The 14,237-nt window shown below is 44.4% G+C and carries 9 protein-coding genes; all 9 read left to right on the forward strand.

Features of this window, described 5'->3' with window-relative positions; all coding sequences use genetic code 11:
* Nucleotides 1-36: 36 nt before the first annotated feature.
* The 9 genes from acpP (at nucleotide 37) to DXC01_RS11915 (ending at nucleotide 14,225) form a co-directional block, all read left to right on the forward strand.
* The gene (gene acpP / locus DXC01_RS11875; RefSeq protein WP_022214939.1) at nucleotides 37-270 is read left to right on the forward strand and encodes an acyl carrier protein; all 234 of its coding nucleotides are present in this window, start codon (nucleotides 37-39) and stop codon (nucleotides 268-270) included.
* Between the two features lie 72 nt (nucleotides 271-342).
* Nucleotides 343-1,791, forward strand: a complete 1,449-nt coding sequence (gene gltX / locus DXC01_RS11880; protein ID WP_022214940.1) for a glutamate--tRNA ligase — start codon at nucleotides 343-345, stop codon at nucleotides 1,789-1,791.
* Between the two features lie 10 nt (nucleotides 1,792-1,801).
* Nucleotides 1,802-3,631, forward strand: coding sequence for an ATP-dependent helicase (locus DXC01_RS11885; RefSeq protein WP_118698978.1), 1,830 nt, complete (start codon nucleotides 1,802-1,804; stop codon nucleotides 3,629-3,631).
* Nucleotides 3,628-4,176, forward strand: coding sequence for a 4'-phosphopantetheinyl transferase family protein (locus DXC01_RS11890; protein WP_118698979.1), 549 nt, complete (start codon nucleotides 3,628-3,630; stop codon nucleotides 4,174-4,176). The genes DXC01_RS11885 and DXC01_RS11890 overlap by 4 nt, the downstream gene beginning before the upstream one ends.
* 113 nt (nucleotides 4,177-4,289) lie before the next feature.
* Nucleotides 4,290-4,484: an Ig-like domain-containing protein gene (locus DXC01_RS11895; protein WP_158583634.1), complete on the forward strand. Its 195-nt coding sequence runs from the start codon at nucleotides 4,290-4,292 to the stop codon at nucleotides 4,482-4,484.
* Nucleotides 4,485-4,677: 193 nt separating this feature from the next.
* Complete coding sequence (locus tag DXC01_RS11900) at nucleotides 4,678-10,908, forward strand: Ig-like domain-containing protein (protein ID WP_118698981.1); 6,231 nt, start codon at nucleotides 4,678-4,680, stop codon at nucleotides 10,906-10,908.
* A gap of 20 nt (nucleotides 10,909-10,928) precedes the next feature.
* Nucleotides 10,929-12,734 (forward strand): O-antigen ligase family protein, encoded by a 1,806-nt coding sequence (locus DXC01_RS11905; protein WP_118698982.1) that lies wholly within the window; start codon nucleotides 10,929-10,931, stop codon nucleotides 12,732-12,734.
* Nucleotides 12,735-12,744: 10 nt separating this feature from the next.
* Entirely contained in the window at nucleotides 12,745-13,701 is a 957-nt protein-coding gene (gene spoIIIAA / locus DXC01_RS11910) for a stage III sporulation protein AA (RefSeq protein ID WP_243111616.1), read from the forward strand.
* Nucleotides 13,695-14,225 (forward strand): stage III sporulation protein AB, encoded by a 531-nt coding sequence (locus DXC01_RS11915; protein WP_118251946.1) that lies wholly within the window; start codon nucleotides 13,695-13,697, stop codon nucleotides 14,223-14,225. The genes spoIIIAA and DXC01_RS11915 overlap by 7 nt, the downstream gene beginning before the upstream one ends.
* Nucleotides 14,226-14,237: the final 12 nt, after the last annotated feature.

Raw genomic sequence — 14,237 nt, forward strand, 5'->3', positions numbered from 1 at the left:
GTAGTGAAAAAGCATACTTGATAAAGGAGAAAAGCAATGTTAGATGAAATGAAAAAAATGCTCGCAGAACAGTTAAACTGCGACGAAAATGAGATCACAGCAGATACTTCTTTTAAAGATGACCTTGGAGCAGATTCCCTTGACCTGTTCGAACTGGTTATGGCACTGGAAGATGAGTACAACATCGAGATACCTGCTGAGGAACTGACAGAACTGGAAACAGTGGGAGACGTGATCGAGTATCTTAAAGGCAGAGGAATTGAGGCATAATTGCAAAAACACTCCCTGAGGCATATAATTGTCTCAGGGGTTTTACATTTTTGAAAGGCAGGAAATAATAAAATGACAAAGATCAGAACCAGATTTGCACCGAGCCCGACAGGCAGGATGCATGTAGGAAATCTGCGTACCGCACTGTACGCATACCTGATTGCAAAACATGAAGATGGAGACTTTATCCTTAGAATCGAGGATACAGACCAGGAGCGTTATGTAGAAGGAGCTGTAGATATCATCTATCGTACCATGGCAGGTACAGGACTTCTTCACGATGAAGGTCCGGACAAGGACGGCGGCGTAGGTCCTTACGTACAGAGTGAGAGACAGGCATCCGGAATCTATCTCAAATATGCACAGCAGCTTATTGAACAGGGTGATGCTTACTACTGCTTCTGCGGTCCGGAGGAACTGGAATCCATGAAACGTGTCGTTGCAGGCAAGGAGATCTCCATCTATGACAAGAGATGTCTGCACCTTTCCAAAGAAGAAGTACAGAGACGTCTGGATGCAGGCGAACCGCATGTTATCCGTTTCAATATGCCGACAGAGGGAACCACTACTTTCCACGATGTAATTTACGGAGACATCACAGTAAACAACGAAGAAATGGAAGACCTGATTCTGATCAAGTCTGACGGATACCCGACCTACAACTTTGCAAACGTTGTAGATGACCATCTGATGGGAATCACTCACGTTGTCAGAGGAAATGAGTATCTTTCTTCTGCACCGAAATACAACCGTATCTACGAAGCATTCGGATGGGAGATCCCGGTCTATGTTCACTGCCCACTGATCACCAACGAGGAGCATCAGAAGCTTTCCAAGCGTTCCGGACATTCCTCTTATGAGGATCTTCTGGAGCAGGGATTTGTGACAGAAGCGATCGTAAACTTCGTAGCTTTGCTCGGATGGAGCCCGCAGGACAACCAGGAGATCTTCTCTCTTCCGGAACTTGTCAAGGCATTTGATTATCATCACATCAGCAAATCACCGGCAGTCTTTGATATCACCAAACTCCGCTGGATGAACGGCGAGTACATCAAAAAAATGGATCCGGAAGAATTCTACGAGAAAGCACTTCCATACATGAAGCAGGTCCTCAAACGAGACTACAACTTCCGCAAAATCGCAGGAATGGTTCAGACAAGAATCGAGACATTCCCGGATATCCCGGCACTGATCGACTTCTTCGAGGAAGTTCCGGAATACGACAGCGCAATGTACTGCCACAAGAAGATGAAGACCAACGAGGAGACATCTCTGGCAGTCCTCAAAGAAGTTCTTCCGGTTCTGGAAGCTCAGGAGGACTATACTAATGATCCGCTGTTCGCATCTTTAAGTGCGTTTGTTAAGGAGAAAGGATACAAGAACGGTTATGTTATGTGGCCGCTTCGTACCGCTGTATCCGGCAAGCAGATGACACCGGCAGGAGCAACTGAGATCATGGAGATCATCGGCAAAGAAGAAACACTGAAACGTGTCAAAGCAGCTATCGAAAAACTCAGCTGATCACAGATATATGAAACGTAATCCATCTCAACAACGGGCAATCGCCCACCTGTCAGGACCCATGATGGTTCTGGCAGGCCCTGGTTCGGGGAAAACTTCCGTAATTGTAGAAAGAACAGCATATATGACAACCGAGGGCGGGATTTCTCCTTCCAATATCCTTGTCGTGACTTTTTCAAGGGCAGCGGCGAAGGAAATGAAAGAACGATTTCTGAATTTTACCGGCCAGGAGTATACACCGATCACATTCGGGACTTTCCATGGCGTTTTTTATGGAATTCTGAAGCAGGCGTATGGATTTACTGCGGCGAATATTCTGTCAGAGGAGGAGAAGTCTGCAATTCTCCGGGAACTTGCACTGAACCATGGCGGGGAACTGGCAGAGGAAGGTGATTTTTCGGAAGAAGTTGCCAAGGAGATCAGTGTTGTCAAGGGAAACAGGATCTCGCTGGAATATTATTATTCTTCGTGCTGTCCGGATGAGGTTTTCCGTCAGATCTACCGGGAATATGTCAAAACCTGTCAGGCGAGACGGAAACTGGATTTTGATGACATGATCCTCTACTGTTATGACCTTTTTGATAAGCGGAAGGATATTCTGGCAGCGTGGCAGAATAAATTTCAGTATATCCTGGTCGATGAGTTTCAGGATATCAACCAGCTTCAGTATGACATCGTGAAGCTTCTTGCGAAGCCGCAGGATAATCTGTTTATCGTGGGGGATGATGATCAGTCCATCTATCATTTCCGTGGAGCAAGACCGGAGATCATGCTGAATTTCACAAAGGATTATCCAGAGGCAGAGACGGTGACACTGGATGTGAATTACCGATGTAGCAAGAGGATCCTTTCTTCTGCAATGCAGGTGATCGGAACGAACAAGAAAAGATTCCAGAAGCATCTGCAGACTCCCAATCCGGAAGGTGATCCGGTAAAGATCCGTGAATTTGAAAATCCGAGAGAAGAATATCTCGAAGTTGTATCAGAACTCCGGGCGCGTCTGGAACAGGGCGACAAGCTGGAAGACACAGCAATCCTTCTTCGCACGAACCAGGAGGCGGAAGGTCTGGTCGGTGCGCTGATGGAACGTCAGGTTCCATTTAACATGAAAGAAAAACTTCCGAACCTGTTCCACCACTGGATCTGCCGGAACATTCTGGCATATCTGAGATTTGCGGCGGGCGATGAGAGCCGGAAGAATTTTGTTGAATTTATGAACCGCCCGAACCGTTATATAGCCAGAGATGCGGTATCACTTTCCCCTGTGATCTCCTTTGATCAGCTTAAGGATTTTTACAAGGATAAGGACTGGATGTGTGACCGGCTGACAACACTTGAGACGCATCTGCGTATCCTTCGGGGTCTGACACCTTTTGCGGCGATAAATTTCATCCGAAAGGGCATGGGATACGAAGAATACTTGCGGGAATACGCGGAATATCGTAAAATAAAACCAGAAGAATTAAGTGAGATCCTGGATCGTCTGACCGACAGCACGAAGGGGATGGACAGCCTCGGAGACTGGGAAGCCTACATAGAAGATTACACCAGGAAACTGGAAGAACAGGCGAAGAAACAGGAGCAGGAAAGAGAGGGTGTACTGATCTCAACACTCCATGGAGTCAAAGGTCTGGAATATGACAAGGTATATATCCTGAATGTAAATGAAGGCAGCATGCCGTACAAGAAAGCAGTCCTGGAACCGGCGATCGAAGAAGAACGGAGGCTTTTTTATGTAGGGATGACCCGTGCCAGGAAGGAACTTGATCTGTGTTACGTGAGGCAGCAGCATGAGAAGAAACGGGAGCCTTCCCGCTTTCTAGAGGAGGTGCACATATGAAGGCAGTGATTTATTTTACAGAGGTTCCGGAGAAATATCTCCACAAGAATATGGGGCATATGATCGGAGAGAAACTACTTGCGACAGGACTTTACAAGGAATATGGACTGAAGCTTGCATTTGAGCCGCGGGCAGCAGGAGAGCACGGCAAACCATTCCTGACCCTGCAGCCAAAGATCCACTACAACATCAGCCATTCCGGCAAATATGTAATGTGCATCATCGCCGGAGAAGAAGTCGGCATCGATGTCCAGGAACACAAGAAAGTCAACTACGAACGAATGCTCACCAGAATGGTCCCGGCAGACATGGTACGCGAGATTCTTGAGAGCGAGCAGATGGAGAAAGCCTTTTTTACTCAGTGGGTGCTCAGAGAAGCCTACATCAAATGGACGGGAGAAGGTCTTTCCAAAGACCTCCGCAAGATCTCCCTGGACAAAGGCAGCTACCTGATGCTTGAAATGGAACCAGGCTACAGCGGAGCCGTCTGGTCCCGCGACCCGTTGGAACTGCGGTGGGTGCATGAGGAGATACAGCTGCCGTAATCGTGCGTGAAAATTAAAGTGAAACAATGAATAACAGACTGGATAAATAAAAATACCCTCCTTATACTGAATGTAACTACTTTTGGTACAGGGAGGGCGTTTTTATACTGAAAGTGAAACGGCAATTAAAAGTAACTCCGGTACTTGCACCTGTAACAAGTACACAGACAGTTACCTATGCAACTTCTAATAAAAAAGTAGCAACAGTGGCTTCCAATGGTCAGATCGTGGCTAAAGCAAAAGGAACTGCTTATATCACAGCAAAATCCGGACGTAAGTATGTAAGAGTTAAAATTACAGTAAAATAAGCAAATACGAAAGACTCCCATGGCAAAATTGCCATGGGAATCTTTGCAATAAAATACAATTGGAATAATAATAAACAAAAGATATCCAGAAAATGCAAGATAAATGACAAAATTAGACAAAAACGCCTCTGGACAAATAAAGTGCTTGAATATATACTAAAATTAACTATTTTTAGTAAAAGGAGGATTAGAGATGAAGAGAAAAAGGCTTGCATTGCTTCTGGCTGTTGCATTGACGGCTACGAGCGTAGACAGCACGGCGATGGTCGCCAGCGCAGCGGACTTTACCGCTGATCCTGTTGTCGAGTCAGAGGAACCAGACACAGAAACGGAAGTGACAGAAAATCCGGAAGCAGCAGAAGAAGCACCGGAGATTTTGACGGAGGAAGCATCGGAGGATACGGCAGATATTGAATTCTCCGACGGAGATGTGGCGGAATCCGAAGAAGAAACAACAGACAGCCCGGAGATCGTAGAAGAGGTTGATTCAGAAGAACCGGAGCTGACATCAGAAGATACAAATGTGGATGTTGTATCTGATGGACAAACTTCCGTAGTGCCGGATACGGGCATTACGGAGATAGAAGCTGACGGTGTTTATCCTGTTGATATTGTAAAAGAAGATCAGCGTGCATGGTTTTCCTTTACCCCAAAGGAAGATGGAGTATATGAATTCTATTCTACAGGTACGTATGATACGGAAGGATATTTTTTCGACAGCAGGGAATACTATGACGCACTTAAATATTATCGAAGCCAGAATGATGAGGAGCATTATAACGATCAGGGCGGCACGAACAGTAACTTTAAATTTTCAAAGAAATTGAACGCCGGAACAACCTATTATTACTGTGCAAAAATGTGGAGTGATTGGACTACTGGCTCTTTCGATGTAACATTGACAAAATTAAAATCAGTAGTACCGGATGAAGGTGTTACTGCAATAGATGTTGACAGTTATTATACTGTATCTGTAGAGGAAGCAGATCAGAGCAGATGGTTTTCCTTTACTCCATCCGAAGATGGAATATATCGTATTTTTTCAGCAGATTCAGAATATCCTACAGAAGTCTACTTCTTTGACAATAAAGAAGATTACATAAAACGTTTAGATTACTACAGATGGGATGAAAGTCATTATAACGGAAATGGATACGGTAATTTTGAACTGGAGAAGAAATTAAACGCTGGAACAACCTATTATTACTGTGCGAAGTTCTATGAATCAGATGTTACAGGAAGGTTCAATATAGGATTAGAAAAATTAAAATCAGTAGTGCCGGATGAAGGAATCAGAGAGCTTGCTCTGGATACTACATATTCTGTCAATATTGAAGAAGAGGAAGGAACTGAGTGGTTTTCCTTTACACCAGAGGAAGACGGGGAGTACATTTTTTACTCAATAGGCTCAGGTGATCCGGAAGGATATATCTTTGACAGTAAAGACTATGGTGCTCCTGTTGGCAATTATAAATATAACAGTACCTGGTGGGATGGCAACAGTGGATCAGGCGGCAATTTTAAAATTGTAAAAACATTAAAAGCCGGAACAACGTACTATTATTGTGCCAGAATGGAAGACGCAGAGATAACTGGTAACTTTGATGTCAGATTAGTCCGAAATAAAAAAGTCAGAAGTATTCAGGCGACATTGAATACAGATAAGGTTCCGGCAGAAGTTCCTTCCGGTCTGAGTATGGATATACAATACACATTTACTGATGACAGTACAGAAACAGTAAAATTAAGAAGAGGAAACTGGCGAACAGAGAATGATGCCCTGGATATATCTGCAACAAATGTTGTAATCAGATCCGTGGATGATCCAGATGGATATACATATAATCAATGGTCTTCCCTGCCAGCCGGACAGTATAAATTAAGTATAAGTCTTGCTGATGTGGAGAGCAATGAGCTGGATTTGCAGGCGGTAAACATCGAAGAGGCACCTTCTTTCTGCGGTGAAGTACATGAGGGAAAAAACTCCGGTCTGAAAGCACCACAGGATGAGTATCTGTATTATAAATTTACAACATCTCTGGAGGGCGTTTATAATTTTTCTTCCTCGGATGATGTATCTATTGTCGAGAAATATACAGGAAATGAAAATGGTTCTTTGGAGACAGACTACGAAAGTACTCTGAAAAAAGAAACAACATATTACATTTGTGTATCAGGCATGGACATTGATGAGGGCACTTTTGACCTGAATATCCATCGTCTGCGTGTGATTACAGGGCTTTCTTTTACACCTGCAAGAACAATATACAGCAATGCTCTTAATTATGATGACACCCGCATCTGGGGAAATGTTGTTATTACCTATGACGACCAGACGACCTGGACAGGAGAGAAGATAGACTGTACAACCGGATTATGGGATGACGAGTCTAATTATATTGATATTATCGTTAAGAACCAGGATGGAGATGCGGTTGCCCCGGCAGAGGGACTCGCGGCAGGAACCTATACGGTTTCTCTGCAGCTTGGAGACATTGTAAGTGATCCGTGCACCATTACAGTAAAAGATTTTAATGCCAGCGATCTGTCACTTCTTACAGAAGGAACGAATAAAGTAAAGGCAGGAAACTGGTATGTGTTTAAACCCGACAAAACAGGAATCTATGAAGTAAGTACTGGTGAAGATACATTTAGGCAATCCTGGTATTACAGCAATGATGAAGGTGGATATGATTATTTCGGGCTGGAAGATGAGTATGCAGGATTTGTATTTGAGGCGGGACGAAGCTACCCGGTATATTTTGAAAAAAGATCAGACGATCAGGCAGATGAACTTGATTATACAATTGCCAGAATTGCATCTCCGACGAAGCTTACTGTGACATCACGTAAGCCATCTTCTGAGACTGTAACCTTTGTAAAAGGAATAGATACAGCTACTTTTGAGGATGTAACTGCAGAAGTACTTTTTGAGGATGGAAGTAAGACTGTGGTTTCAGAGTATGAGGACGATTTATACGGCCGTTCTCTTAATCTGGATTTCTGCAGGAAAAATGATGACGGAACTTACGAAAGTATGTGGTACGGAAGGGCGGAGGAAGGAGACTATGTATACCGTATCTGGTATGGACGAACCAGAGAAGATGCTGTCTATACAGAAGACATTCCGGTAAAAATAGTTTCTATGGCAGATGCAGATGCCACAGAACTCAAAACAGGTACTCAGGATATCCAGAACAAAGATGGCAAATTCCTTCTGCGTTTCCGTCCGGAAGAATCCGGTCATTATGAAATTTCCTTCAATGCTCCGCTCTCTGACGTAAGGGTGTACGATGAAGATGGCAAAAAAGTAGGTATGGAAAGAGACGATTATGCAATTTATACCACTCTGAACCAGGACATTACCTATTACTTCAGCATAAAGACAGATGAGATGTACAAAGACCTCAGGATGACGACTTCTCTTCTGACAAGACCGGAGAGCATGAAATCCAAGGCACATAAGACTTCTTATATTGCCGGTCTGGATGCGTTTGATGCAGATACAATAGAAACAGAGATCACCTATCCGGACAAGACAACAAGAAAAGTCAGAAATCAGGAAGAAACCAACGGATATTATCTTCAGTACAGAGCAACCAAAGAGGATGGAAGCGTAGCGTATAACGGAAGCCGTCTGAGCAGTGGTGTATGGAAGGTAGAACCTTATCTGAGTGCAAGCGTTGCAACAGGAACAGCAGTGGCAGTAGATATCCCGGCAGAGGGAACTGAGATCACAGCAACGAAACTGGATCTCTCCAAATATCCTGTTATTGAAGAAAATACAGAAACAGTTGTAAATACATCAGAAAGAACTATCTATGCTTTCCGTGCACAGCAGGAGGGTGAGTATGTATTTGAAGCAGAAGGAGGAGGCGGATATGTCTGGTTCTTCCGCGATGATGAAGATGGCCTTTCCCTGCAGTACGGAAGCATTCACCTTGAGGCAGGTGAAACCTGTGCAGTTGTTACAAACCTGTATAAAAAATCATCAGAAGTAAAATTCAAAATTAAAAGATACACTTCGGAAAATCCGGGAGAAGACGAGGATCCGTTCACAGGAAAAACTCTTGAATTGAGCACCGGAATGAGAACACTTGTTAAAATCAATGAGCCAGAGGGCGAAATGATCGGTACCTTTACACCGGAAGAAGACGGTTATTATGTAATCTGGTCTGAGTATAACAAAGACACGGAAATAGACCCGTGGGTGGACTTCAGTGAAGATGGACATAACTGGGATAGCGGTGATGATGATAGCGGTGCAGGCTGGAACTTCAGACAGGTTTATAACCTGAAAAAAGGCAACACCTATTATTATAGTATAAACATACGGAGTGTAACATCATCTTTCTATATTGGATTTGACAAATTCCAGGTCAAAGAAGTGCAGAAGATCGAACTTCAGGCAAAAGAAGGAAAAGATGCTGCAAACTTCAGTGTTCTTGATGATTTCTGGGAGTATTTTGACCTGAAAGTTACTTATACGGATGAATCTGTTGGAATACTGGACTGGGATGACTACGGTAGAGATGCGTATGAAAATGCAATTGACCGGGAGATATCAACAGATGGTCTGTCAACAGACGAAGAACTGACCTATACAATAAAATTCAGCAGTGCTAACTGGATAGCGGGAAAATATGATTACGAGGAAAAATCACAGATCACCCTGAAACGTAAAGGCCTTGCCGGACTTAATCAGATTAAGACAGGAAAGACACAGGAGCTGACAGGTGATTCCAATTTCCGCACATATGGAAGATTTGTATTCCAGGCTCCGGATAGCGGCGAATATATGGTGCATTTTGCAGGACAGGATGAGGAATCTGCCCGCGCAGAAATGTATACTTGCAGCGCCAACTACCAGCAGACTGTATATTCAAACAACGTAAGACAGAACTACGAAGCAGAAGGAATCTATTCCTTCAAATTGGAAAAAGGCAAATGGTACGTTCTGGATGCCAGAGCGAGTGTACCGGAAGGTAAGAAACTTTCTGTAACCATCAACAGATCAAAAGACATCAAGACCCTGGAACTTGTAAAAGCACCTGCACAGACAACCATGCTTCCAAATGACGTAAATGCAATTTCCCTCAAGGGAATGGAAGTAAAGGCGACTTATACAGATGGCAGCGTGGAAAACATCACTTATGGAAAGGCAGATTCCAGCGGACGTTACCTTCAGCACAACGGAGCGAGATGGCTCAATGCAGAGAAATGCCGTGTTTATGTAAGACTTGGCAGACATCAGGTTTTCTTTGATGTACCCGCAGGATCCTGGGATGATGTAACAGAATTAAAGGTAAATCAGAAGACAGAGCTGACTGCATACAAAGGTGATATGCTTACTCTGAAACTGAATGTAGCAGAAGATGATACCTATACCTTTAGTGTAAATGGCGGTTATGTAAAAGATGTAGCAGAAGCAGAGACTGGAAAGATGACAGAAGTTGATGGAGATACTGCAGAACTCCAGAAAGACACTCTGTATCATGTACACATCCATGCAACAGCCGAGAAAGTAACAGTTAATGTGTCACAGGGTGAATGCAGATGGGAAGAGACTTCACGCAAAGAAGCAACCTGTACAGCAGATGGATCTGTCACAGAGACATGCAGCGTACATGGTGAAACACGTACAGAGGTTCTTCCGAAACTGGGACATGATTTAGGAAACAGACAGACAACCAAGGCAGCAACCTGCGGAGCAGCAGGCGAAAGTGCAAGAATCTGTAAACGCTGCAAGGGTAAATTTGAGAAACAGACGATCAAGGCAACAGGAAAACATAAATTCAGTTCCTGGAAGACAGCCAAAGCAGCGACAGTATTTGCAAAAGGACGCAAAGAACGTACCTGCAGCGTGTGCAAGAAGAAAGAAACGCAGAAGATCTCCAAACTCAAGGCAACCCTTACTTTAAGTGGTGTTGCAGCAAAGAAAACACTTCCTCTGAAGCTGAAGCGTTCTTACAAGGTCAACGTTCAGATGGCAAAAGGTGACAGTGTATCCTACTGGAAGAGCAGCAATACAAAAGCAGTAACCGTAGATAAATACGGCAAGATCACAGGAAAACAGGCAGGTAAGACTGCAAAAATCACTGTGAAACTGAGAAGTGGACTGACAACATGGTTCAATGTCAAAGTACAGAGAACTGATGTGGCAACAACATCTCTGAAACTCAAAAACGCTTCTACCGGCCAATACATGACAGGAAGTGTTACACTGAAAGCAAAACAGAAATTAAAAGTAACTCCGGTAATTGCACCAGTAACTGGAACTCAGAAAGTTACTTACACAACATCCAATAAGAAAGTGGCAACAGTAGCTTCCAATGGCCAGATCACAGCTAATGCCAAAGGAACTGCTTATATCACAGCAAAATCCGGAAGTAAATCTGTAAGAATCAAAGTAACAGTAAAGTAAAAAGGTAACAGGAGACTCCCATGGCATTGCCGTGGGAGTTTCTTCGAAAAGGACAGACAATGGCAAAGACAAAAACGAAACCAAAAACAAACGCGAAACTGCAGCCGGATCTCATTCCCGGGATCCTGCTGTTTGCATTTCTTCCGGTAGTGGTAAAAGGACAGCTTGTAAACGTAACACTGGGGAAATTTTCCTGGTTCCAGAGTGGAGAATATCAGTACGATTTCTTTATGTATGCCAAGAGTATCGTATTCCTGATTCTGGCAGCATGCATGCTTCTGGTGGTTCTGGATCGGCTTTTGATCCGAAACAAACCACTTGCAAAATCCAGAATATTCCTCCCGCTGTTTATTTACGGTGCATTTGTGATTCTTTCTACCCTGTTCTCGGTGGATAAGACACTTTCACTGAAGGGAATGTGGCAGCAGAATGAATCGGTATGGGTACTTCTCGGCTACATTGTAGCGGTATATTATTTTTATCAGGTGACAGAAGGCATGCAGGATGTCAGAATATTTCTGACTGCTTTTGGCATCGGGGCAGTTTGGCAGGGGATCCTCGGTTTTTTTCAGTTTATCGGGAAAGATCTTTTTGCAACCGCACCGGGAAGAAAACTGCTTACACTTGGACTGGATGGAACGACAGGAAAACAGCTGAACTTTCTGACGCAGGGAAGCAGTGAATCGGTATATCTGGCATCTTACACGGCAAACTATGCGGCCGTTTATCTGCTTATGGCACTTCCGGTGGTCTTACTGCTTGCATGGATGGCAAAGAAAACGCTGGTCCGCGTGTTATGGCTGCTTCTGGGAGCAGTTCTTCTTCTCTGCCTCTATGGAAGTGGATCAAAAACAGCGATCGGCGGTGCGGTGGTTCTTATTCTGACAGCATTCCTGATTTTTATCAGGGACAGAAAAAAACGAATTCTGGCTGTTGGAATCTGTGCAGTTGGCATTGCAGCAGGGCTGGTGGTATATGGAAATGTCCGGGGAGGAATTTTTCCACAGAAAGAAACTTACGCACTTCAGGATCTGATTCCAGGCGAGGATGGCGTTACTCTGAAATTCAACGACAAAACTTATGAACTCTGTCCGGTATCGTCAGATGAGGGAGATTCTCTGACAATCTATGATGAAGACAGGAACAGAATTCCTGCATACTGGGACATGGATCAGCAATGTTTTGTCGCGCAGGATGACGCGCTGAAAGAACTGAAATTTGACAGCTACATGGATTCAGGTACGCAGAATCTTCTGATGCAGTATCAGGATATCACCTGGGAATTTGTCAAGGCAAATGGATCACCACAGTTTGCATATATTAACTTTTATAAACGCGGAGACGAGATCCGGACAGCCGACAGCGTTCTGAAAGGCTATGAAAAGCTTTTTACCGGACGAGGCTATATCTGGGGCAGGGCGATTCCACTTCTGAAAGAGCATATTCTGGTCGGAAGCGGACCGGATACTTTCGTAGAAGAATTTCCACAGCAGGATTATGTTATGAAAGCAAACACAGGACGCTGGATGCTGGAGCAGATTCCGTCCAAGGCGCACAGTCTGTATTTGCAGAATGCACTTCAGACAGGCATTCTGTCGCTACTCTGTCTTCTGATATTCTGGGGAAGTTATGCAGTTTCGTCTGTTCGAAGCCTGAAACAGAAAAAAGACAGCAGTTTTTTTGCGGTGGATGCTGTGATTCTGCTGAGTGTGACTGCTTTTCTTTTCATGGGGCTTATGAATGATTCCAACCTGGCAGTATCCCCGTTGTTCTGGGGAATGCTCGGACTTGGCTGTGCCATGAAAAAAACGGATTTTTCCCGGTAATAAAAACAGATTGTCCACATATATTAACTGTAAAGAGGTGAGGACGATCGACAGGGAGAGTATTCAGAATCTGTTTGCAGGAAATATCCGCAAACTTCTCATTGAGGCGGGACCGGATTATGAGAAACTTTATGAGATCCGACTCCGGGTGGGACGCCCCCTGTTTCTTGTATATGCAGAGGGTGAACGCTTTTTGCAGATAAAAAGAGGCGAGCCGTATTTTGTGACGCGGCAGGATCTTAAGGAAACGCTGGAGTATGTGTGCGGATATTCGCTGTATGCGTATGAAGATGAGATCCGGCAGGGATACATAAGCGTACAGGGCGGACACAGAGTGGGCGTTACCGGCAAGGTACTTCTGAATGGCGACAGGATCCGTGGAATGAAATATATTTCCTGCATCAATGTCCGGCTGTCACATCAGATCCCGGGCTGTGCAGATGCAGTGATGCCGTATATTCAAAGTCGAAACCATATTTCACACACATTGATCATCTCACCGCCGAGGTGTGGCAAGACGACACTTCTGCGGGATGTGATCCGACAGCTCAGTAACGGGAGAGAGGGCATTCCTGGAGTGACAGTTGGGGTGGTGGATGAACGAAGTGAGCTTGCCGGAAGCTGGCAGGGTGTTCCACAGAATGACCTTGGAATGCGGACAGACATTCTCGATGCCTGTCCGAAAGCGGAAGGAATGCAGATGCTGGTGCGTTCGATGTCGCCGGATGTGGTGGCGGTAGACGAACTTGGCAGAGAAGAAGATTTCCGGGCGGTTGAAAGCGTGATCCATTGTGGATGCAGGCTGATTGCGACGGCACATGGAAATTCCGTGGAGGATATCTTAAACCAGCCGTTTTTTCAGAAGTTAAAAAAGATGGAAATATTTGAAAAATATATCGTTCTCGGAGACAGGAAGCAGATCGGTATCATAAAAGGAATCTACGATGAAAAAGGACAAAAATGCTGAAAATGGCGGCAAGCCTGTTGCTGATCCTGGGTGGAGCAGGAATCGGGTATGCCAGAAGTCGGGAGATCACAGAAAGAGAAAAGAACCTGGAGATTTTGCTTCAGATTCTTTTTTTTCTGAAAGGAGAGATCCGATGCGGCAACAGTTCTCTTCCAGACGCATTCCGGGAGATTGCAGCAAAAATCAGTGGATTTTTTGGGACAATCCTTCGGGATGCCGCACAGGAAATGGAAGACACCGGAGGCAAAAATCTGGAAGAGATCATGGAATTTTGTATACAAAGAAATTTTTATCAGGGAAATCCCGGAGGGTCGCAGAGGAAAGAAGAAATGGAGATTCTTCGGACTCTTGGGCGCAGACTTGGCTATCTTGACAGAGAAATGCAGATAAAACAGATCGAACTTCTGGAAACGGATGTGGAAGAACAAAGAAGACAGCTCAGAGAAAAAATGCCGGAGCAGAAGAAAATCTGCCAGTCCTTAGGGATTATGGGAGGCATTTTGCTTGCAGTATTGTTTTGGTAAGAGGAGAAGGGG

This window comes from Blautia sp. OM07-19 (assembly GCF_003481595.1).
Lineage (GTDB): Bacteria > Bacillota > Clostridia > Lachnospirales > Lachnospiraceae > Blautia_A > Blautia_A intestinihominis.